The organism is Pseudomonas sp. GM49 (assembly GCF_000282355.1).
GTDB lineage: Bacteria > Pseudomonadota > Gammaproteobacteria > Pseudomonadales > Pseudomonadaceae > Aquipseudomonas.
Genome location: NZ_AKJL01000150.1, coordinates 25,165 through 46,800 on the forward strand (window position 1 = coordinate 25,165; position 21,636 = coordinate 46,800).

At 58.1% G+C, this 21,636-nt stretch carries 18 protein-coding genes and 1 pseudogene; 16 read left to right on the forward strand and 3 right to left on the reverse strand.

The features are described from left to right. Positions 1-457 precede the first annotated feature (457 nt). Positions 458-1,747 carry a citrate synthase gene (gene gltA, locus PMI29_RS15045; RefSeq protein WP_007998067.1) on the reverse strand — a complete coding sequence of 430 codons (1,290 nt, stop codon included), beginning with the start codon at positions 1,745-1,747 and terminating at the stop codon, positions 458-460. Positions 1,748-2,110: 363 nt separating this feature from the next. On the opposite strand from gltA, the gene sdhC reads away from it, so the two are divergent. From sdhC to PMI29_RS32605, 12 genes and pseudogenes are all read left to right on the forward strand, one after another. Continuing rightward, a complete protein-coding gene (gene sdhC, locus PMI29_RS0130115; RefSeq protein ID WP_033052382.1) occupies positions 2,111-2,485 on the forward strand; it encodes a succinate dehydrogenase, cytochrome b556 subunit in 375 nt (124 codons plus the stop codon). Further along, a complete protein-coding gene (sdhD, locus tag PMI29_RS15040) occupies positions 2,479-2,847 on the forward strand; it encodes a succinate dehydrogenase, hydrophobic membrane anchor protein (protein ID WP_007977503.1) in 369 nt (122 codons plus the stop codon). The genes sdhC and sdhD overlap by 7 nt, the downstream gene beginning before the upstream one ends. Positions 2,848-2,850: 3 nt before the next feature. Continuing rightward, the gene (sdhA, locus tag PMI29_RS15035) at positions 2,851-4,623 is read left to right on the forward strand and encodes a succinate dehydrogenase flavoprotein subunit (protein ID WP_007998069.1); all 1,773 of its coding nucleotides are present in this window, start codon (positions 2,851-2,853) and stop codon (positions 4,621-4,623) included. Between the two features lie 11 nt (positions 4,624-4,634). Next, on the forward strand, positions 4,635-5,339 hold the full coding sequence (locus PMI29_RS15030) for a succinate dehydrogenase iron-sulfur subunit (RefSeq protein WP_007998071.1): 705 nt from the start codon (positions 4,635-4,637) through the stop codon (positions 5,337-5,339). Between the two features lie 253 nt (positions 5,340-5,592). Beyond that, positions 5,593-8,424 (forward strand): 2-oxoglutarate dehydrogenase E1 component, encoded by a 2,832-nt coding sequence (locus PMI29_RS15025; RefSeq protein WP_007984591.1) that lies wholly within the window; start codon positions 5,593-5,595, stop codon positions 8,422-8,424. 42 nt (positions 8,425-8,466) lie between these two features. Continuing rightward, positions 8,467-9,684, forward strand: a complete 1,218-nt coding sequence (odhB, locus tag PMI29_RS15020) for a 2-oxoglutarate dehydrogenase complex dihydrolipoyllysine-residue succinyltransferase (protein WP_007984589.1) — start codon at positions 8,467-8,469, stop codon at positions 9,682-9,684. A gap of 98 nt (positions 9,685-9,782) precedes the next feature. Then, entirely contained in the window at positions 9,783-11,219 is a 1,437-nt protein-coding gene (gene lpdA / locus PMI29_RS15015; RefSeq protein WP_007998079.1) for a dihydrolipoyl dehydrogenase, read from the forward strand. A gap of 196 nt (positions 11,220-11,415) precedes the next feature. Then, positions 11,416-12,582: an ADP-forming succinate--CoA ligase subunit beta gene (gene sucC, locus PMI29_RS15010; protein ID WP_003223015.1), complete on the forward strand. Its 1,167-nt coding sequence runs from the start codon at positions 11,416-11,418 to the stop codon at positions 12,580-12,582. Beyond that, a complete protein-coding gene (gene sucD / locus PMI29_RS15005; protein ID WP_003223019.1) occupies positions 12,582-13,463 on the forward strand; it encodes a succinate--CoA ligase subunit alpha in 882 nt (293 codons plus the stop codon). The genes sucC and sucD overlap by 1 nt, the downstream gene beginning before the upstream one ends. 456 nt (positions 13,464-13,919) lie before the next feature. Continuing rightward, positions 13,920-15,233: a branched-chain amino acid transport system II carrier protein gene (gene brnQ / locus PMI29_RS15000; RefSeq protein ID WP_007998080.1), complete on the forward strand. Its 1,314-nt coding sequence runs from the start codon at positions 13,920-13,922 to the stop codon at positions 15,231-15,233. 246 nt (positions 15,234-15,479) lie between these two features. Then, complete coding sequence (locus tag PMI29_RS14995; protein WP_007998084.1) at positions 15,480-16,217, forward strand: DUF599 domain-containing protein; 738 nt, start codon at positions 15,480-15,482, stop codon at positions 16,215-16,217. 20 nt (positions 16,218-16,237) lie between these two features. After that, a pseudogene (locus PMI29_RS32605) lies at positions 16,238-16,354 on the forward strand (MAPEG family protein); the annotation flags it as partial. Positions 16,355-16,421: 67 nt separating this feature from the next. Here PMI29_RS32605 and PMI29_RS14990 read toward each other — a convergent pair. Continuing rightward, entirely contained in the window at positions 16,422-16,691 is a 270-nt protein-coding gene (locus PMI29_RS14990; RefSeq protein ID WP_007998086.1) for a hypothetical protein, read from the reverse strand. Positions 16,692-16,849: 158 nt separating this feature from the next. Here PMI29_RS14990 and PMI29_RS14985 point away from each other — a divergent pair, with 158 nt between their 5' ends. From PMI29_RS14985 to PMI29_RS14970, 4 genes are all read left to right on the forward strand, one after another. Beyond that, positions 16,850-17,326, forward strand: a complete 477-nt coding sequence (locus tag PMI29_RS14985) for a PaaI family thioesterase (protein ID WP_007998092.1) — start codon at positions 16,850-16,852, stop codon at positions 17,324-17,326. Further along, positions 17,323-17,775: a PaaI family thioesterase gene (locus tag PMI29_RS14980; protein ID WP_007984572.1), complete on the forward strand. Its 453-nt coding sequence runs from the start codon at positions 17,323-17,325 to the stop codon at positions 17,773-17,775. The genes PMI29_RS14985 and PMI29_RS14980 overlap by 4 nt, the downstream gene beginning before the upstream one ends. An 81-nt stretch (positions 17,776-17,856) precedes the next feature. Then, positions 17,857-19,761, forward strand: coding sequence for a molecular chaperone HtpG (gene htpG / locus PMI29_RS14975; protein WP_007998094.1), 1,905 nt, complete (start codon positions 17,857-17,859; stop codon positions 19,759-19,761). A gap of 67 nt (positions 19,762-19,828) precedes the next feature. Beyond that, positions 19,829-20,557 carry a dienelactone hydrolase family protein gene (locus PMI29_RS14970; protein ID WP_007998095.1) on the forward strand — a complete coding sequence of 243 codons (729 nt, stop codon included), beginning with the start codon at positions 19,829-19,831 and terminating at the stop codon, positions 20,555-20,557. 162 nt (positions 20,558-20,719) lie between these two features. On the opposite strand, the gene PMI29_RS14965 is transcribed toward PMI29_RS14970, so the two are convergent. Continuing rightward, complete coding sequence (locus tag PMI29_RS14965; protein WP_033052383.1) at positions 20,720-21,580, reverse strand: pirin family protein; 861 nt, start codon at positions 21,578-21,580, stop codon at positions 20,720-20,722. Between the last annotated feature and the right edge of the window lie 56 nt (positions 21,581-21,636).

Sequence of the window (21,636 nt, forward strand, 5' to 3'; positions counted from 1 at the left end):
CGAGAGATCGGGGCATTTTTTGTTGGGCGATAATCGACCTGTTTTTTTGTGGTCGTGTACACCTCCCCTCAGCCTGCCGAGGGGGCGGGTGGATCAAGATCAAGAGCCGCAGGCGAGCACACGCTCGGCCTGTTGAGTGGTGAGGAGCTGCGGGTGTACGCCGCTTTGCTCTTCTGTAGGAGCGAGCTTGCTCGCGAAAAACCTGAGAGCACCGCGGGGTGTCAGGCTCCCCGCATCATCGTTGACCTCCATCGCGAGCAAGCTCGCTCCTACAGGCCGGGCGGCGTTCCGTTTTTCCAAGTAACCCGCTGTAAAGGTGGCCGTTACCGCAGCAATGGATATGTACGCCAACTTAGCCGACGCCAAATGCTACACAAACAAAAACGGCCTCCTGCTCTTTATATAAAAAGCAGAGGCCGTTCCCGGTACAACTCAACTCGCTACAGCAAGACAGCTCTTACTTGCGGTCTTCCAGCCTGGTGATGTCACGCGACTCGTAGCCGGTGTACAGCTGGCGCGGGCGGCCGATCTTGTACGGGCTGGAGAGCATTTCTTTCCAGTGGGAGATCCAGCCGACGGTCCGCGCCAGGGCGAAGATCACGGTGAACATGCTGGTTGGAATGCCGATCGCCTTGAGGATGATCCCCGAGTAGAAGTCGACGTTCGGGTACAGCGAGCGTTCGATGAAGTACGGGTCGGTCAGGGCGATCTCTTCCAGGCGCATGGCCAGTTCGAGTTGCGGATCGTTCTGGATGCCCAGTTCCTTCAGCACTTCGTCGCAGGTCTGCTTCATTACTGTGGCGCGTGGGTCGCGGTTTTTGTAAACGCGGTGACCGAAGCCCATCAGTTTGAATGGATCGTTCTTGTCCTTGGCCTTGGCGATGAACTTGTCGATGTTCGAAACATCGCCGATTTCATCGAGCATGGTCAGTACGGCTTCGTTTGCACCGCCGTGGGCAGGGCCCCACAGTGCAGCGATACCGGCAGCGATACAGGCGAACGGGTTGGCACCCGAAGAGCCCGCCAGGCGCACGGTGGACGTCGAGGCGTTCTGCTCGTGGTCGGCATGGAGGATGAAGATCCGGTCCATGGCCTTGGCGAGTACCGGGCTGATCGGTTTGATCTCGCACGGGGTGTTGAACATCATGTGCAGGAAGTTTTCCGCATACGACAGGTCGTTGCGCGGGTACATCATGGGTTGGCCCATGGAGTACTTGTAAACCATTGCGGCCAGGGTCGGCATCTTGGCAACCAGGCGGATCGCGGAAATTTCGCGATGCTGCGGGTTATTGATGTCCAGGGAGTCGTGGTAGAACGCCGAGAGGGCGCCGACTACGCCGCACATGACGGCCATCGGGTGGGCGTCGCGACGGAAGCCGTTGAAGAAGGTCTTCAGCTGCTCGTGAACCATGGTGTGGTTCTTCACGGTGCTGACGAACTGGGCCTTCTGTTCTGCGGTCGGCAGTTCGCCGTTGAGCAGCAGATAGCAGGTTTCCAGGTAGTCCGACTTTTCAGCCAGCTGTTCGATCGGGTAGCCGCGGTGCAGCAGAATGCCGTTGTCGCCGTCGATATAGGTGATCTTCGACTCGCACGAGGCGGTCGACATGAAGCCTGGGTCAAAGGTGAAACGGCCCGTGGCCGTCAGGCCCCGAACATCGATAACATCGGGACCAACGGTGCCGGTTAAAATGGGCAGCTCGACGGGGGCTGCGCCCTCGATGATCAACTGCGCTTTTTTGTCAGCCATGTGGCCTCCTATTTATGCTTGAAATCATCAGACAGACCCCCCACGCAGGGCCCGCACCACTATAGTGAGATAAATTCGAATGTCAATTTGCCTAAAGTCTTGCTCCAGAAGGCTTTAACCGGACTTTTTTCTCGAAATTGGCTGCCATTTACGCCTTTTATGTCAGTTGCGCAATCAGCTGTTCGGGTTAGGTGTTTGCGTTGTCATTAGTAGCCTAACTGTCTATACTCGGCCACCGACCGCCAAGGGCTTTTGGGCCTGCTTTATTGGGGGTCGCATCCCTGGGTGGTGGTTACCTGACCAGTGCACTCCCCAACAACTTTGCCCTGATTGTTAGGGGCTCTTCAGTGTGAAAAAAAAGCCGTGAAAAGCCAACGACCTGTAAACCTAGACCTAAGGACCATCAAACTCCCCATCACCGGCGTTACGTCGTTTCTTCACCGTGTTTCCGGCATCATCCTCTTCCTGGGCCTTGGCTTCATGCTTTATGCATTGGGCAAATCCCTGGGTTCCGAGGAAGGTTTTGCCGACGTGAAGGCAACCTTGACCAGTCCTCTGGCCAAGTTCGTAGCATGGGGCCTCCTGTCCGCTCTTCTGTATCACCTGGTAGCCGGTGTGCGCCACTTGATCATGGATATGGGCATCGGTGAGACGCTGGAAGGCGGCCGCCTGGGCTCGAAAATTATCATCGCCGTTTCCGTGGTGTTGATCGTTCTGGCAGGAGTTTGGATATGGTAACCAGCGTTACGAACCTTTCGCGTTCCGGTCTTTATGACTGGATGGCGCAACGTGTGTCTGCGGTCGTTCTCGCGGCTTATTTCATTTTCCTGATCGGATACCTCGCTGCGAATCCTGGCATTGGTTATGACCAATGGCATGGCCTGTTCGCCCACAACGGGATGCGTATCTTCAGTCTGCTGGCCCTTGTGGCCCTGGGCGCTCACGCCTGGGTCGGCATGTGGACCATCGCGACCGACTACCTGACGCCAATGGCGCTGGGCAAGTCCGCGACTGCAGTACGTTTCCTATTCCAGGCAGTATGCGGCGTTGCGATGTTCGCTTACTTCGTCTGGGGCGTGCAGATTCTCTGGGGTATCTGATTCATGGCTAACATTCCAACGATTTCTTTCGACGCCATCATTATTGGTGGTGGCGGTGCCGGCATGCGCGCAGCGCTGCAACTGGCACAGGGCGGTCACAAGACTGCCGTGATCACCAAGGTTTTCCCGACCCGTTCGCACACTGTATCCGCTCAAGGCGGCATCACCTGCGCGATCGCGTCCGCTGACCCGAACGATGACTGGCGCTGGCACATGTACGATACCGTCAAGGGTTCCGACTACATCGGTGACCAGGACGCTATCGAATACATGTGTCAGGAAGGCCCGGCCGCGGTCTACGAGCTGGACCACATGGGTATGCCGTTCTCGCGTACCGAGCAAGGTCGTATCTACCAGCGTCCATTCGGCGGCCAGTCGAAGGATTACGGTAAAGGCGGGCAGGCTGCCCGTACTTGCGCCGCTTCCGACCGTACTGGTCACGCGCTGCTGCACACCCTTTATCAGGGCAACCTGAAAGCCGGTACCGTGTTCCTGAACGAGTACTACGCTGTCGATCTGGTGAAGAACGGCGAAGGCGAGTTCGTCGGCGTGATCGCGATCTGCATCGAAACCGGTGAAACCACCTACATCCGCGCGAAAGCCACCGTGCTGGCGACTGGCGGTGCCGGTCGTATCTACGCTTCGACCACCAACGCCCTGATCAACACCGGTGACGGCGTTGGTATGGCGCTGCGTGCCGGAGTACCGGTACAAGACATTGAAATGTGGCAGTTCCACCCGACCGGTATTGCCGGCGCCGGTGTACTGGTTACAGAAGGTTGCCGTGGTGAAGGTGGATACCTGATCAACAAGCACGGCGAGCGTTTCATGGAGCGTTATGCTCCGAACGCCAAAGACCTTGCCGGTCGTGACGTGGTTGCCCGTTCGATGGTTAAAGAGATCATCGCCGGCAACGGTTGCGGTCCGAATGGCGACCACGTAATGCTCAAGCTCGACCACCTGGGCGAGGAAGTGCTGCACAGCCGTCTGCCAGGCATCTGCGAATTGTCGAAGACTTTTGCACACGTTGACCCGGTTGTTGCTCCGGTTCCGGTTGTTCCGACCTGCCACTACATGATGGGCGGCGTTGCCACCAACATTCATGGTCAGGCGATCACCCAGGACGCCGATGGCGTGGATCAGATCATTCCTGGTCTGTTCGCCGTGGGCGAAGTGGCTTGTGTATCGGTTCACGGCGCCAACCGTCTGGGTGGCAACTCGCTGCTCGACCTGGTGGTATTCGGCCGCGCTGCCGGCCTGCACCTGGAAAAAGCACTGACCGACGGTATCGAATACGACGACGCCACCGACGCCGACATCAATGCGGCCCTGGCGCGCCTGTCCGCTCTGAACGAGCGTACCGAAGGTGAAGACGTGGCTACCCTGCGTCGCGAACTGCAAAACTGCATGCAGAACTACTTCGGTGTATTCCGTACTGGCGAATACATGCAGAAGGGTATTGCCCAGCTGGCTGACCTGCGCAAGCGCATCGCCAACGTGAAGATCAACGATAAGTCGCAGGCGTTCAACACTGCCCGTATCGAAGCGCTGGAACTGCAAAACCTGCTGGAAGTGGCTGAAGCTACCGCCATCGCTGCCGAAGTGCGTAAAGAGTCCCGCGGTGCTCACGCCCGTGAAGACTTCGAAGACCGTGACGACGAAAACTGGCTGTGCCACACCCTGTACTTCCCGGGTGACAAGCGCGTGACCAAGCGTGCTGTGAACTTCTCGCCGAAGACTGTTCCGACTTTCGAACCTAAAGTCCGGACTTATTAAGGGTGACCGCCATGTTGCAAGTCAGTGTTTATCGCTACAACCCTGATCAGGACGCTGCGCCGTTCATGCAGGAATTCCAGGTCGATACCGGTGGTAAAGACCTGATGGTGCTGGACGTGCTGGCCCTGATCAAAGAGCAGGACGAGGGTTTCTCCTATCGTCGCTCTTGCCGTGAAGGTGTTTGCGGTTCCGACGGCATGAACATCAACGGCAAAAACGGCCTGGCGTGCATCACGCCGCTGTCTGCTGTCGTAAAAGGTAACAAGTTGATCGTTCGTCCTCTGCCAGGTTTGCCGGTTATCCGTGACCTGGTCGTCGATATGAGCATCTTCTACAAGCAATACGAGAAGGTTAAGCCATACCTGCAGAACGATACGCCGGCTCCGGCCATCGAGCGTCTGCAGTCCCCTGAAGAACGTGAAAAGCTCGACGGTCTGTACGAGTGCATCCTGTGCGCTTGCTGCTCGACCTCTTGCCCGTCCTTCTGGTGGAACCCGGACAAGTTCCTGGGTCCAGCTGCCCTGCTGCAAGCGTACCGCTTCCTGGCAGACAGCCGTGACACCAAGACGTCCGAGCGTCTGGCTTCGCTGGATGACCCGTTCAGCGTATTCCGCTGCCGCGGGATCATGAACTGCGTCAGCGTATGTCCGAAAGGCCTGAACCCGACTAAGGCCATCGGTCACATCCGTAACATGCTGCTTTCCAGCGGCGTGTGATTCAGCTGCTGTACCCGCTGTACCCGTAGATGCTACGGCGCAGGCTTCAACCGGCGCCGTAGTTTTAACCTGAGCAGCAGCTTAAAAGGCTGCGGCTCTTATTTTGAAGAAATGAGACAAGCAGGGGCATCCGGGCTGGTACCCGGACTATCAGTGTGATCCTAGTGGCTTGTTTTGGTCGCTGCATTCGGACTTCTGCAAGTTTGCTCGGTGTCGACACCGATGGTGTTCCCCTAACCGAGGGTGACCAAGCATGCAAGAAAGCGTGATGCAGCGCATGTGGAACAGTGCCTACCTATCCGGTAGTAACGCTGCCTATGTGGAAGAGCTTTACGAGCTCTACCTGCACGACCCTAACGCTGTGCCAGAAGAGTGGCGCACCTACTTCCAGAAGTTGCCTGCTGACGGCAACTCTGCCACCGATGTTTCGCACTCCACAATTCGCGATCATTTCGTCTTGCTGGCAAAGAACCAGCGCCGCGCCCAACCGGTTTCCGCCGGCAGCGTGAGCAGTGAGCACGAGAAGAAGCAAGTTGAAGTGCTGCGATTGATCCAGGCCTACCGTATGCGTGGCCACCAGGCAGCCCAGCTTGACCCGCTGGGGCTGTGGCAGCGTCCTGCACCTGCAGACCTGTCGATCAATCATTACGGCTTGACCAATGCCGATCTTGATACGACCTTCCGTGCCGGCGACCTGTTCATCGGCAAAGAGGAAGCGAGCCTACGCGAAATTCACGAAGCGTTGCAGCAGACATATTGCCGCACCATCGGCGCTGAATTCACGCACATCACCGATTCCGAGCAGCGCCAGTGGTTCCAGCAGCGACTGGAAAGCGTGCGCGGTCGTCCGACGTACTCCGCCGACATCAAGAGCCACTTGCTCGAGCGCGTGACCGCCGGCGAAGGCCTGGAAAAATACCTGGGTACCAAATACCCGGGTACCAAGCGTTTCGGTCTGGAAGGCGGCGAAAGCCTGATTCCGATGCTCGACGAGCTGATCCAGCGTTCCGGTTCCTACGGCACCAAGGAAATCGTCATCGGCATGGCCCACCGTGGCCGTCTGAACGTATTGGTCAACACCTTCGGCAAGAACCCGCGCGAGCTGTTCGACGAGTTCGAAGGCAAGAAGAAGGTCGAGCTGGGTTCCGGTGACGTCAAATACCACCAGGGCTTCTCGTCCAACGTGATGACCACCGGCGGTGAAGTTCACCTGGCCATGGCGTTCAACCCGTCCCACCTGGAAATCGTTTCCCCGGTGGTCGAGGGTTCGGTTCGCGCCCGTCAGGACCGTCGCAACGATCCAACCGGTGAGAAGGTTCTGCCGATCTCCATCCACGGTGACGCTGCGTTCGCCGGTCAGGGCGTGGTCATGGAAACCTTCCAGATGTCGCAAACCCGCGGTTTCAAGACCGGCGGTACCGTGCACATCGTGATCAACAACCAGGTCGGTTTCACCATCAGCAATCCGCTGGACTCGCGCTCCACCGAGTACGCGACCGACGTTGCGAAAATGATCCAGGCGCCGATCCTCCATGTGAATGGTGATGATCCGGAAGCCGTATTGTTCGTGACCCAGCTGGCCATCGACTACCGCATGCAGTTCAAGCGTGACGTGGTGATCGACCTGGTCTGCTACCGTCGTCGCGGCCACAACGAGGCCGACGAGCCAAGCGGTACCCAACCTCTGATGTATCAGCAGATCACCAAACAGCGCACCACCCGTGAGCTGTATGCCGATCGTCTGACCCAGGGCGGTGTGATGGACGCAGAGCGTGTTCAGGCGAAAGTCGACGAATACCGCAACGCGCTGGACAACGGTCTGCACGTAGTGAAAAGCCTGGTCAAAGAGCCGAACAAAGAGTTGTTCGTGGACTGGCGTCCGTATCTGGGCCACGCCTGGACCGCGCGTCACGACACTCGCTTCGACCTCAAGACCTTGCAGGAACTGTCCGCCAAGCTGCTGGAAATCCCGGAAGGCTTCGTGGTTCAGCGCCAGGTTGCCAAGATCTACGAAGACCGCCAGAAGATGCAAGCCGGCGGCCTGCCGATCAACTGGGGTTACGCTGAAACCATGGCGTACGCGACCCTGGCGTTCGAAGGTCACCCGATTCGCATGACTGGCCAGGACATCGGCCGCGGTACGTTCTCGCACCGCCATGCTGTCCTGCACAACCAGAAAGACGCGGGCACCTACATCCCGCTGCAGAACCTGTACGACGGTCAGCCGCGTTTTGACCTGTACGACTCGTTCCTGTCCGAAGAAGCGGTATTGGCGTTCGAGTACGGTTACTCGACCACCACGCCGAATGCCCTGGTTATCTGGGAAGCCCAGTTCGGCGACTTCGCCAACGGCGCCCAGGTAGTGATTGACCAGTTCATCACCAGTGGCGAGCACAAGTGGGGCCGTCTGTGCGGTCTGACCATGCTGCTGCCGCACGGTTATGAAGGTCAGGGTCCGGAGCACTCCTCGGCTCGTCTGGAGCGTTACCTGCAGCTGTGCGCCGAGCACAACATTCAGGTATGCATGCCGACGACGCCGGCTCAGATCTACCACTTGCTGCGCCGTCAGGTCATTCGCCCGCTGCGCAAACCACTGGTAGTCCTGACTCCGAAGTCGCTGCTGCGCCACAAGTTGGCCATCTCGACGCTGGAAGATCTGGCCGAAGGTTCGTTCCAGACCGTCATCCCGGAAATCGATGCTCAGGACCCGAAAAAGGTCGAGCGCGTTGTTCTGTGTAGCGGCAAGGTCTACTACGACCTGCTGGAAAAACGCCGTGCCGAAGGTCGTGACGACATCGCCATCGTTCGTATCGAGCAGCTGTACCCATTCCCTGAGGACGACCTGAAAGAAGTCCTGGCGCCTTACACCAACGTCAAGCATGCCGTCTGGTGTCAGGAAGAGCCGATGAACCAGGGGGCGTGGTACTGCAGCCAACACCACATGCGTCGCAGCATCAGCAACCTCAACAAGTCTCTCGTACTCGAGTACGCGGGCCGTGAGGCTTCTGCTGCACCTGCATGCGGTTACGCATCGATGCACGCCGAACAGCAGGAACAACTGCTGCAAGACGCCTTTACTGTTTAACGCCTTCGCGCACCTGAAACCGAATTTAAGGAACCACAGACAATGGCTATCGAGATCAAAGCCCCCACTTTCCCGGAATCGGTTGCCGATGGCACCGTTGCCACCTGGCACAAACAACCGGGCGACGCGGTCAAGCGCGACGAACTGATTGTCGACATCGAAACCGACAAGGTCGTGCTGGAAGTGCTGGCTACCGCTGATGGCGTGCTGGGCGCTATCGTCAAGAACGAAGGCGACACCGTTCTGTCCGACGAAGTCCTGGGCTCCATCGTTGAAGGCGGCGCTGCTGCCGCAGCTCCCGCTGCCGCTGCTGCTCCGGCCGCTGCTGCCGCTCCGGCTGCCGGCGCGGACGAAGACGCTATCGCAGCTCCAGCTGCTCGCAAGCTGGCCGAAGAAAACGGCATCAACCTGGCTTCCGTCAAAGGCACCGGCAAAGATGGTCGTGTAACCAAGGAAGACGTGGTTGCCGCTGTCGAAGCCAAGAAAGCTGCTCCTGCTGCCGCACCTGCCAAGGCTGCTGCTCCGGCTGCCGCTGCTCCTGTGTTCGCTGCTGGCGACCGCATCGAGAAGCGCGTTCCGATGACTCGCGTTCGTGCCACCGTGGCCAAGCGTCTGGTTGAAGCTCAGTCGAACATGGCGATGCTGACCACTTTCAACGAAGTCGACATGACCGAAGTCATGGCGCTGCGTTCGAAGTACAAGGACCTGTTCGAGAAGTCCCACAACGGCGTACGCCTGGGCTTCATGTCCTTCTTCGTGAAAGCGGCTACCGAGGCGCTGAAGCGCTTCCCGGCTGTCAACGCGTCGATCGACGGCGGCGACATCGTTTACCACGGCTACGCTGACGTCGGCGTTGCAGTTTCCAGCGATCGCGGCCTGGTAGTACCGGTTCTGCGTAACGCCGAACTGATGAGCCTGGCTGAAATCGAAGGCGGCATCGCCACCTTCGGCAAGAAAGCCCGCGACGGCAAACTGTCGATGGACGAAATGACCGGTGGTACGTTCACCATCACCAACGGCGGTACTTTCGGTTCGATGATGTCGACCCCGATCGTCAACCCGCCACAAGCCGCCATCCTGGGCATGCACAACATCATCCAGCGTCCTATGGCCATCAACGGTCAGGTCGTTATCCGTCCGATGATGTACCTGGCACTGTCCTACGATCACCGTCTGATCGATGGCAAAGAAGCTGTGACCTTCCTGGTGACCATCAAGAACCTGCTGGAAGATCCGGCTCGTCTGTTGCTGGATATCTGATAGAAGCAGCCATGAGCTGCAAGCCCGTGCTGTCGGAAAACCCGCAGCCTGGCTTGCCGCTCGCGGCTTGAAGCTTTTCGCTAAAGAGGATTTTTTGAATGTCGCAGAAATTTGACGTAGTAGTGATCGGTGCGGGCCCTGGCGGTTACGTCGCTGCCATCAAGGCCGCGCAGTTGGGTCTCTCCACTGCCTGCATCGAGAAGTACACCGACAAGGAAGGCAAACTGGCTCTGGGCGGTACCTGCCTGAACGTCGGCTGCATTCCATCCAAGGCCCTGCTGGACAGCTCGTGGAAATTCCACGAAGCCCAGGACGGTTTCGCGATCCACGGTATCAATCACGCTGGCGTGACCATGGACGTGCCAGCGATGGTCGGCCGTAAGGCCAACATCGTCAAAGGCCTGACCTCCGGCGTTGCGACCCTGTTCAAAGCCAACGGTGTGACCTCCATCCAGGGTCACGGCAAGCTGCTGGCCGGCAAGAAAGTTGAAGTCACCAAGCCAGACGGTTCGGTAGAAATCATCGAAGCCGAAAACGTCATCCTCGCTCCGGGCTCGCGTCCGATCGACATTCCACCGGCTCCGGTCGACCAGAATGTGATCGTCGATTCGACTGGCGCTCTGGAGTTCCAATCGGTTCCAAAACGTCTGGGCGTGATCGGCGCTGGCGTGATCGGTCTGGAACTGGGTTCGGTCTGGTCGCGTCTGGGTGCAGAAGTGACTGTCCTGGAAGCCCTGGACACCTTCCTGATGGCAGCGGACACCGCTGTTTCCAAGGAAGCGCTGAAAACCCTGACCAAACAGGGTCTGGACATCAAGCTGGGCGCTCGCGTCACCGGTTCCAAAGTGAACGGCGACGAAGTCGTGGTGAACTACACCGATGCCAAGGGCGAACAGAACATCACTTTCGACAAGCTGATCGTAGCCGTTGGTCGCCGTCCGGTGACCACTGATCTGCTGGCTGCCGACTGCGGCGTGACCCTGGACGAGCGCGGTTTCGTGCACGTTGACGATCACTGCGCCACCACCGTACCGGGCGTTTACGCCATCGGCGACGTGGTTCGCGGCATGATGCTGGCGCACAAGGCGTCCGAAGAAGGCATCATGGTTGTCGAGCGCATCAAGGGTCACAAGGCCCAGATGAACTATGATTTGATCCCTTCGGTTATTTATACTCACCCGGAAATCGCGTGGGTTGGTAAAACCGAGCAGGCCTTGAAAGCCGAAGGCGTTGAAGTTAACGTCGGCACCTTCCCGTTCGCAGCCTCTGGCCGTGCCATGGCTGCCAACGATACCGGCGGTTTCGTCAAGGTCATCGCAGATGCCAAGACAGACCGCGTACTGGGCGTCCACGTGATTGGCCCAAGCGCTGCCGAACTGGTTCAGCAGGGCGCGATCGGTATGGAATTCGGCACCAGCGCTGAAGACCTGGGCATGATGGTTTTCTCCCATCCGACCCTGTCTGAGGCCTTGCACGAAGCTGCTTTGGCAGTGAATGGCGGCGCCATCCACATCGCCAACCGCAAGAAGCGTTAAGACAATAAGAAACCACGGCGGAATGGCCCGTCGTGAGCCTTGCATGCAAGACTCACCGCGGAATATCCGCTGGACGCAGTCTTGCATAGCTGCACCGGGTATCCGGAAAGGCTATGCAAGCAGCAGTCACAGGTGGTGCGGCACTTGAATGAGTGCAGCACCGAATGCGCAGTACCTAACGAAGACGGTAATAAGCATGAATCTTCACGAGTATCAGGGTAAGCAGCTGTTCGCTGAATACGGCCTGCCAGTTTCCACCGGTTACGCGGTAGACACCCCGGAAGCAGCAGCAGAAGCTTGCGACAAAATCGGCGGCAGCGAGTGGGTTGTCAAAGCCCAGGTCCACGCCGGTGGTCGCGGTAAAGCGGGCGGCGTAAAGCTGGTTCGCAACAAAGAAGACGCCAAAGCCTTCGCACAGCAGTGGCTGGGCAAGCGTCTGGTGACTTACCAGACTGACGCCAATGGTCAGCCAGTCACCAAGATCCTGGTTGAATCGTGCACTGATATCGCTAAAGAGCTGTACCTGGGCGCTGTCGTTGACCGTTCGAGCCGTCGTATCGTGTTCATGGCTTCCACCGAAGGTGGCGTGGACATCGAGAAAATCGCTCACGACACTCCAGAAAAAATTCTGAAAGCCACTATCGATCCACTGGTTGGCGCTCAGCCATTCCAGGGTCGCGAGCTGGCATTCCAGTTGGGTCTGGAAGGCAAGCAAGTTGCCCAGTTCGCCAAGATCTTCGTAGGTCTGGCCAAACTGTTCCAGGATCACGATCTGGCCCTGCTGGAAGTGAACCCGCTGGTGATCAAGGCTGACGGCGATCTGCACTGCCTGGACGCCAAGATCAACATCGACGCCAACGCCATGTACCGTCAGCCTAAGCTGAAGACTTTCCACGATCCGTCGCAAGACGATCCGCGCGAAGCGCACGCTGCCAAGTTCGAACTGAACTACGTAGCGCTGGAAGGCAACATCGGTTGCATGGTCAACGGTGCTGGCCTGGCCATGGGTACCATGGACATCGTCAACCTGCATGGCGGCAAGCCAGCCAACTTCCTCGACGTGGGCGGCGGTGCTACCAAGGAACGCGTTACCGAAGCGTTCAAGATCATCCTGTCCGACACTAACGTCGCTGCAGTACTGGTCAACATCTTCGGCGGCATCGTTCGTTGCGACATGATTGCCGAAGGCATCATCGGTGCAGTGAAAGAAGTCGGCGTGAAAATCCCGGTTGTTGTTCGCCTTGAAGGCAACAACGCTGAGCTGGGCGCTAAAGTACTGGCAGAAAGCGGTTTGAACATCATCGCTGCTACCAGCCTGACCGACGCTGCTCAACAAGTTGTCAAAGCTGCGGAGGGCAAATAATGAGCGTCCTGATCAATAAAGACACCAAAGTTATCTGCCAGGGTATTACCGGTTCGCAAGGTAGTTTCCACACCCAGCAAGCCATCGAGTACGGCACCAAGATGGTTGGTGGTGTAACTCCGGGCAAAGGCGGCACCGAGCACCTGGGTCTGCCAGTGTTCAACACCGTTAAAGACGCAGTAGCTGCCACTGGCGCTACCGCCAGCGTGATCTACGTTCCGGCTCCTTTCTGCAAGGACTCGATCCTGGAAGCTGCTTTCGGCGGCATCAAGCTGATCGTCTGCATCACCGAAGGCATTCCTACCCTGGACATGCTGGACGCTAAAGTTAAGTGCGACGAGCTGGGTGTTACCCTGATCGGCCCTAACTGCCCAGGCGTGATCACTCCAGGCGAATGCAAGATCGGCATCATGCCAGGTCACATTCACTTGCCAGGCAAGGTCGGTATCGTTTCCCGTTCCGGCACCCTGACCTACGAAGCTGTGAAGCAGACTACTGACGCCGGTTTCGGTCAGTCGACTTGCGTCGGCATCGGTGGTGACCCGATCCCGGGTTCGAACTTCATCGACATCCTGAAGCTGTTCCAGGAAGACCCGAAGACCGAAGCGATCGTGATGATCGGCGAGATCGGCGGTTCGGCTGAAGAAGAAGCGGCTGCCTACATCAAGGCACACGTGACCAAGCCGGTTGTTTCCTACATCGCTGGTGTGACTGCTCCTCCGGGCAAGCGCATGGGCCATGCTGGCGCAATCATCTCTGGCGGCAAAGGCACTGCAGACGAGAAATTCGCTGCTCTGCAAGACGCAGGCGTTAAAACCGTGCGTTCGCTGGCAGACATCGGCAAGGCCCTGGCCGAGCTGACTGGTTGGGCTGTCAAGTAAGCCTCGCGCTTGGCTGACGCTTCACCAAACAAAGGTCACCTTCGGGTGGCCTTTGTCGTTTCCGGGGTTTGTGTTGGCTCTGCTGGCCCCTTCGTCGGAACGCCGCCCGGGGCAAGCCCGCTCCCACAGGTTTTGCAGGGTAGTCCAAATCGTATGAACGCAACAAATCCTTGTGGGAGCGGGCTTGCCCCGGGCGGCGTTCCGACGAAGGCGGACTTACAGGCACCAACCATTTACATGCATAAACGCGACACAAAAATGTCGTATATCGGAATGTTTGCCCACTAACAGTGCGTTTATCGGCCAAATTCGTTAGGCTACTCGCCATTTTTGCGTCCGCGGCCCACAAGGCTGCAACGCGCTAAAAGGGTCGGTCTTATACGGACTGACAGCATTTCCCTCATCCATAGGGAAATCCCTCTCTAAATTCCGATTCAGTAGTGTGGTATTTCCTTAATGAAAGTGTTGAAAGGCCAGGACATCCTGGTACTTGGTTTTATGACGTTTGCCCTGTTCGTCGGGGCTGGCAACATCATCTTTCCGCCTATCGTCGGTTTGCAGTCCGGGCCTAATGTCTGGATGGCGGCGCTGGGCTTTCTGGTCACCGCGGTCGGACTGCCGGTGATCACCGTTGTGGCATTGGCGAAGGTCGGCGGCGCAATGGATGCCTTGAGCAGCCCGATCGGTAAAGTGGCAGGTGGCCTGTTGGCGGCTGCTTGCTACCTGGCCGTAGGACCGCTGTTCGCGACGCCACGTACCGCGACGGTATCGTTCGAAGTGGGCCTGGCGCCGCTGACCGGCGAGAGCCCGCTGGCTTTGTTCCTGTACAGCTCGGTTTACTTCTTGCTGGTGTTCTTCATCTCGCTGTACCCGGGCCGTTTGCTGGATACCGTAGGGCGCTTTCTCGCTCCGCTGAAGATCATCGCCCTGGCCGTGCTGGGCATTGCAGCATTCGCCCTGCCGGCCGGTGACATTGGCCAAGCCACGCCTGAATACGTAGCGGCACCGTTTTCCCAAGGCTTCATCAATGGTTACCTGACCATGGATACCCTGGGTGCCCTGGTGTTCGGCATCGTTATCGTCAATGCCATCCGTTCGCGCGGCGTCGAGTCGCCAGCCCTGATCACCCGCTACGCGATCATCGCGGGTCTGATTGCCGGTGTGGGCCTGGCATTGGTTTATGTCAGCCTGTTCCGTCTCGGTTCGGGCAGCCATGAAGTGGCCGCAGGTGCTACCAATGGCGCAGCGGTACTACACGCCTATGTGCAGCACACTTTCGGTTCCCTGGGCAGCGGTTTCCTCGCGGTGCTGATTTCTCTGGCGTGCCTGGTGACTGCGGTTGGTCTGACCTGCGCCTGCGCCGAATACTTCAGCCGCGTGCTGCCACTGTCCTACAAGACCCTGGTGATTATCCTGGCGGCGTTTTCCCTGCTGGTGTCCAACCTGGGCCTGACCAAGCTGATTGCGTTCTCGATCCCGGTACTGACCGCGATCTACCCACCGTGCATCGTTCTGGTGGCGTTGAGCTTCTGCAAGGACTTCTGGCATGAGCAGGGTCGTATCCTCGGCCCGGTCATGCTGGTGTCGTTCATCTTCGGCCTGATCGACGCCCTCAAGGGTGCAGGCCTGGCGGACTGGATGCCAACGCAAATGGCCCGCCTGCCTCTGAGCGAGCAGGGCCTGGCCTGGCTGGTGCCTTCGGTGATGACGCTGGTGGTTGCCGTTGTCTGCGACCGTCTGCTGGGCAAGCGCGAAGAAGCGCTGGCTTAAGCTTTACCGGCCCGTCACAAAACAGAAATGCCCCGTATCAATCGATACGGGGCATTTTTTATGGGCATCAGGCAGTGTCTTTTTTCTTAGGCTAACGTCGAATCACTGCAAAACCCTTTGTGGGAGCGAGCTTGCTCGCGATGGGGGCAGTACATTCAAGATTGATGTCGGCTGACCCGCCGCAATCGCGAGCAAGCTCGCTCCCACAGGGTCTGTGTAATCCGCAAATACATCACAAGGACCTGCATGTCGTTCATCCAAGCCAATCTGATACACATTCTTGCCGCCATCTGGTTCGTCATCTGCTGGGGCGGGTACACCCGCTATGCCACCTGGAAAGGCCGTGACACCGCGTGTCTGGCCAGTGTGCTGCACCTGTATCGTGAGGACTGGATGCGCCGCATGCTGCTGCGTGACAACCGCATCGCCGATGCCAGCGTGATCGGCAATCTGGAGCGCAATGCTTCGTTCTTCGCTTCCAGTACATTGATTATCCTGGCCGGTATTCTCACGGTGCTGGGTGCCTCGGAGCGGGCGGTGTCGTTGCTGGCGGATATCCCGATGGTGCAACAGGCGTCCCAGGGCATGTCGGAAATCAAGTTGTTGTGCCTGGCGCTGGTGTTTGTCTATGCGTTCTTCACGTTCAGTTGGTGCATGCGCCAGTACAACTTTGCCGCCATTCTGGTCGGCTCGGCGCCGATGGTCGGTGAACGCCATGTGTCCGAGCAGGAGCGCAAGGCCTTTGCCGCCCGTGCAGCCCGTGTCATCTCCATGGCCGCCAACCAGTTCAACTTTGGCCTGCGCTCTTATTACTTCGGCATGACCATGCTGGCCTGGTTCGTCAGCCCATGGCTGTTCATGTTGATGAGTGCCGGTGTGGTGTTCGTATTGTATCGCCGCGAGTTTCATTCCGACGTTCTCGACGTGATGGTCTATACCCCTACAGAGGCACCGTTGCTTGAGGCGAATAAAGAGGCTGCCTGATCGGGCGCCTGCGCGCTGGCTATCTAGTGTGTTACTGGACGGATCTGACTCGGTAGCGCACTCTGGTTTGGCTGGCGGGTTTAATCTGTTCGCTGTTGCTGATGATTAGTCCGACTTATCGTACGATTTTGCTCTAACCGCTTTTTTGAAGACAAAAGAAAACCCGCACTTGGCGGGTTTTCTTTTATCACGCTAAAAACCGGATTAGTTCTTAGGTGCTTCCGGAGCGGCCGGAGCAGCTGGAGCGGCCGGAGTAGCCGGAGCCGCTTCTTTTGCCGCTTCCGCCTGATCTTTGGCGGCTTCGGCGTTTTCTTTCGCCGCGTCGTTCACTTTATCCTGAGCTTCGTTCATTTTTTGCTGGGCTTGCTCAGCATGTTGGTTAGCATCTTGAGCTTTGTCCTCGGATTTTTTATCGCAGGCAGCGAGACCGAGGGAAGCGGTCAACATCAAGGCAATAGCTAAAGTCTTACGCATGGGGTGTTTCTCCTGATGAAAAGCATCTACTGGCCTTAAGAACCCACGCATCAGGGTTAAGTTCCTTAATTATTTCAGATATATAAGTTTGTTCTAATGCGGAACTTTTACCCGGACCGCCACCGCATTGTACGGATTTAAACAAGAGTTTTTATCAAATGGCTGAAAACCCCGTTTTTGAGCGTGCGATGCGCTTTCTGTCGGCGCTGCGACACTGTCAGGTACTTGGACTACGCGTTCACAGCGCCAACAGCGAAGGGCTGACGATTGTGCTGCCGTACAGCCCGCAGATCGTCGGCAATCCCGAAACCGGCGTGATTCATGGCGGGGCGCTGACCTCGCTGATGGACACGGCCTGTGGCATGGCGACGCTCTGCGTGCTCCCGGAATTCGAGGTCTGCCCGACCCTGGACCTGCGCATCGACTACATGCATGCCGCCGAGCCGCATAAGGATGTCTACGGCTTTGCCCAATGCTATCGCGTCACCACCGACGTGATTTTCGCCCGTGGCTTTGCCTATCAGGATGACCCCGAGCAACCCATTGCTCATGTGATGGGCACGTTCATGCGCATGGGCAAGGGTCTCAAGGGCACCAAGGGCTTTGGTGGCGTGGTTGCCGGAGGTGCGCAGTGAGCGAGTCTCTAAAGGAGCAATTGCAAAAGGCCCACGAGCAGGGCGATTACGCTTCGCTGCTGGATTTGATTCCCTATGCCCGGCTGATCGGCGTCGAATGTTCACGGGTGGGAGATGAGTTGCTGTTCAAGCTGCCAGCGAACAAGGACAACATCGGTAACCCGTTGTTGCCGGCGATTCATGGCGGTGTGATCGCCGGTTTCATGGAGTTGGCCGCCGCGCTGCACCTGTTGGTGTTTACCGGATCGCCCGGGGTGCCGAAAATCATCGATTTCTCCCTGGATTACCTGCGTGCCGGGCAGTTTCGCGATACCTGGGCCCGATGTCAGGTGTGTCGCCAGGGTCGCCGGGTGGCCAACGTGGCGATTACCGCCTGGCAAAGCACCGAAGCCGAACCCATTGCCACGGCCCGTGCACATTTCAAACTCGAAGAGCCCTTGAAATCCTGAACGGTGCCCCAAACTCTGAGGACAACCCGCCGCCGACCCTCAAGGTTGCGGCTTATGCCATCTGATTGGAGTTTGATGACCATGAGTGTGGAAACTCAAAAGGAAACCCTGGGCTTCCAGACCGAGGTGAAGCAACTGCTGCATCTCATGATCCATTCGCTGTATTCCAACAAGGAAATTTTCCTTCGCGAATTGATCTCGAACGCCTCTGACGCTGTCGACAAATTACGTTTCGAAGCCCTGGCCAAGCCAGAGCTGCTGGAAGGTGGCGCCGAACTGAAAATCCGCGTGAGCTTCGACAAGGACGCTAAAACCGTCACCCTCGAAGACAACGGTATCGGCATGAGCCGCGAAGACGCGATCACTCACCTGGGTACCATCGCCAAGTCCGGCACCGCCGATTTCATGAAGCACCTGACCGGCGACCAGAAGAAAGACTCGCACCTGATCGGCCAGTTCGGTGTCGGTTTCTACTCCGCATTCATCGTCGCTGACAAAGTCGATGTGTTCAGCCGTCGTGCCGGCAGCGCTGCCAGCGAAGGCGTGCACTGGTCGTCCAAGGGCGAAGGTAACTTCGAAGTTGCGACCATCGACAAGGCCGAGCGCGGCACTCGCATCGTCCTGCACCTGAAATCCGGTGAAGACGAGTTCGCCGATGGCTGGCGCCTGCGCAACATCATCAAGAAGTACTCCGACCACATCGCCTTGCCGATCGAGTTGCCGAAAGAAGTGGCAGCCACCGAGGGCGAGGAGAAACCGGCCGTTGAATGGGAAACCGTCAACCGCGCCAGTGCCCTGTGGACCCGTCCGCGTACCGAAATCAAGGACGAGGAATATCAGGAGTTCTACAAGCACATCGCTCACGACTTCGAAAACCCGCTGAGCTGGAGTCACAACAAGGTCGAAGGCAAGCTGGAATACAGCTCGCTGCTGTACGTGCCGACCCGCGCTCCGTTCGACCTGTACCAGCGTGAAGCGCCGAAAGGCCTGAAACTGTATGTACAGCGCGTATTCGTCATGGATCAGGCTGAGTCCTTCCTGCCGTTGTACCTGCGCTTCATCAAGGGCGTGGTCGATTCCAACGACCTGTCGCTGAACGTGTCGCGGGAAATCCTGCAGAAAGACCCGATCATCGATTCCATGAAGTCGGCGCTGACCAAGCGCGTTCTGGACATGCTGGAAAAACTGGCGAAGAACGAGCCTGAGCAGTACAAAGGCTTCTGGAAAAACTTCGGTCAGGTCATGAAGGAAGGCCCGGCAGAAGACTTCGCCAACAAGGAAAAAATCGCCGGTCTGCTGCGTTTCGCATCGACCAATGGCGACGATGGCGAACAGGTTGTTGGCCTGGCCGAATACCTGGCGCGCGCCAAGGAAGGTCAGGACAAAATCTACTACCTGACCGGCGAAACCTACGCGCAGGTCAAAAACAGCCCGCACCTGGAAGTCTTCCGCAAGAAAGGCATCGAAGTGCTGCTGCTGACTGATCGCATCGACGAGTGGCTGATGAGCTACCTCAGCGACTTCGACGGCAAGAGCTTTGTCGACGTGGCGCGCGGTGACCTGGACCTCGGCAACCTGGACTCGGAAGAGGACAAGAAGGCAGCGGAAGAAGTCGCCAAGGCCAAAGAAGGTCTGGTTGAGCGTCTGAAGACCGCGCTGGGCGAATCCGTTGCGGAAGTTCGGGTGTCCCATCGCCTGACCGACTCGCCGGCGATCCTGGCCATCGGTGAGCAGGACCTGGGCCTGCAGATGCGCCAGATCCTGGAAGCCAGCGGTCAGAAGGTTCCGGATTCGAAGCCGATCTTCGAATTCAACCCGGCTCACCCGCTGATCGAGAAGCTCGACAACGAGCAGAGCGACGAGCGCTTCGGCGATCTGTCGCACATCCTCTTCGATCAGGCGGCCCTGGCGGCCGGCGACAGCTTGAAAGACCCGGCCGCGTATGTGCGCCGTCTCAACAAGCTGTTGGTCGAACTGTCGGCTTGATTGTGTTGTAGAAAAACCCGCTTCGGCGGGTTTTTTCATTCCGGTGCTAAAAAATCAGGAGTCAGAAATGAGCCAGATCACTGTACGTTCCGTTGCCTATCAGATTGACGGCCAGGCTTACGAAAGCCGTCTGGCCTTCGATGCCGACCATAAAGGCCCGCGTCCGGGTTTGTTGATGGCGCCGAACTGGATGGGTGTCAGCGCCGGTGCCGAAGAGATCGCCAGGTCGGTGGCATCCAAGGGTTATGTGGTGCTGATCGCAGACCTTTACGGTCAATCGGTTCGTCCGACGAACAATGACGAGGCCGGCGCGGCAATGATGCCGTTGAAGAATGACCGCGCATTGCTGCGCAAGCGCATGCAGGCGGCGTTCGAGCAGTTGCAGGGGCAGGGCGAGGCGGCAGTCGATACGTCGAAGCTGGCGACCTACGGTTTCTGCTTCGGCGGTTGCTGCGCCCTGGAGTTTGCCCGTACCGGTGCGCCAGTGAAAGCTGCGGTATCGTTCCACGGCACGCTGGACACACCGAACCCGGCCGATGCGAAAAACATCCAGGGTAAGGTGCTGGTACTGCACGGTGCCTCCGATCCATTGGTGCCAAAGGAGCAGTTGCCGGCATTCGAAGATGAAATGAACGCGGCAGGTGTGGACTGGCAGTTGCTGAGCTACGGCGGTGCGTTCCACTCGTTCACCGACCCGCACGCCAAGGTGCCGGGCATGATGATGTATGACGCGAAGATCGCTGCTCGGGCGTTCACCTCGATGCATAACTTGCTGGATGAAGTGTTCAAGGGTTGATCGTGATTTGGTCGGTGTGAGTGCCGACCCCTTCGTCGGAGCGCCGCCCGGAGCAAGCTCGGTCCCACAGGGGAAATGTGTCGTGTGCAATTCCTGTGACCGACGCGGTCAACTGTGGGAGCGAGCTTGCTCGCGATGGCGATGTAACGAACACCGAAGAATCTAAGGCAATTCGATCCTCTCAACTTCCCCCGGCACCGTCGGCCAGTCCCCGGCCGCCCAGCGCCGCCGTGCTTCATCAATCGCTGCCGGATCGCTCGCGACAAAATTCCAGTTGATCCGCCGTGGCCCGTCCAGCGGTGCACCGCCAAACAACACGGCGTGACTGTCGCTTTCAGCAAACAGGGTCATCTCTTCCCCGGCAGGCAGTACCACCAGCGAGTACGGCTCTATCGGCTCGCCATCCAGCAGGACCTCGCCGCTCAACACATACAGCGCACGTTCCTCATGCTCGGTGGGGATCAACAGTGTTGTCGCCGTTTGCAGGTGCAATTCCGCGTACAGCGTAGGAGAAAGCACCGGCACTGGTGATTCCAGGCAAAAGCCTGACCCGGCAATCATGCGAATCTTCACCCCCAGGTTCTCGCTGACGGGCAATGTGGAAGCCGGATGGTGGCTGTAATGCCCCGGACCTTGTTCTTTATCCTTGGGCGAAGCCAGCCAGATCTGCAAACCGTGCATCGTGAAACCGCTTTTTTTCAGGGGCTCAGGCGTGCGTTCCACGTGGGCGATGGCGCTGCCAGCCGTCATCCAGCTGACGTCGCCAGTCCCGACCACTTGATCGGATCCGAGGCTGTCCTTGTGCTGGATCTGCCCCTCGAACAAATAAGTGAGGGTGGAAAGGCCAATGTGCGGATGCTGGCGGATGTTCATGCCTTTGCCCGGCGGATAACGGGTTTCAAGCATGTGATCGAAAAACACGAATGGCCCGACGCTGCGGCACTTGGCAGATGGCAGTGGACGCAGAATTGGCTGACCTTCGACGTCTTCGGTGCGGGGGCGGATCACGAGGGGAGTGTTCATGGTGCGTTCCAGGCTGAGCGGGTAATGCATTCGAGCATAACCCGCTTGCGCAACCC

Coding starts and splice junctions, on each gene's coding strand:
- gltA (WP_007998067.1), bottom strand. CDS start 1,747: ATGGCTGACAAAAAAGCGCAGTTGATCATCGAGGGCGCAGCCCCCGTC.
- sdhD (WP_007977503.1), top strand. CDS start 2,479: ATGGTAACCAGCGTTACGAACCTTTCGCGTTCCGGTCTTTATGACTGG.
- sdhA (WP_007998069.1), top strand. CDS start 2,851: ATGGCTAACATTCCAACGATTTCTTTCGACGCCATCATTATTGGTGGT.
- PMI29_RS15030 (WP_007998071.1), top strand. CDS start 4,635: ATGTTGCAAGTCAGTGTTTATCGCTACAACCCTGATCAGGACGCTGCG.
- PMI29_RS15025 (WP_007984591.1), top strand. CDS start 5,593: ATGCAAGAAAGCGTGATGCAGCGCATGTGGAACAGTGCCTACCTATCC.
- odhB (WP_007984589.1), top strand. CDS start 8,467: ATGGCTATCGAGATCAAAGCCCCCACTTTCCCGGAATCGGTTGCCGAT.
- lpdA (WP_007998079.1), top strand. CDS start 9,783: ATGTCGCAGAAATTTGACGTAGTAGTGATCGGTGCGGGCCCTGGCGGT.
- sucC (WP_003223015.1), top strand. CDS start 11,416: ATGAATCTTCACGAGTATCAGGGTAAGCAGCTGTTCGCTGAATACGGC.
- sucD (WP_003223019.1), top strand. CDS start 12,582: ATGAGCGTCCTGATCAATAAAGACACCAAAGTTATCTGCCAGGGTATT.
- brnQ (WP_007998080.1), top strand. CDS start 13,920: ATGAAAGTGTTGAAAGGCCAGGACATCCTGGTACTTGGTTTTATGACG.
- PMI29_RS14995 (WP_007998084.1), top strand. CDS start 15,480: ATGTCGTTCATCCAAGCCAATCTGATACACATTCTTGCCGCCATCTGG.
- PMI29_RS14990 (WP_007998086.1), bottom strand. CDS start 16,691: ATGCGTAAGACTTTAGCTATTGCCTTGATGTTGACCGCTTCCCTCGGT.
- PMI29_RS14985 (WP_007998092.1), top strand. CDS start 16,850: ATGGCTGAAAACCCCGTTTTTGAGCGTGCGATGCGCTTTCTGTCGGCG.
- htpG (WP_007998094.1), top strand. CDS start 17,857: ATGAGTGTGGAAACTCAAAAGGAAACCCTGGGCTTCCAGACCGAGGTG.
- PMI29_RS14970 (WP_007998095.1), top strand. CDS start 19,829: ATGAGCCAGATCACTGTACGTTCCGTTGCCTATCAGATTGACGGCCAG.
- PMI29_RS14965 (WP_033052383.1), bottom strand. CDS start 21,580: ATGAACACTCCCCTCGTGATCCGCCCCCGCACCGAAGACGTCGAAGGT.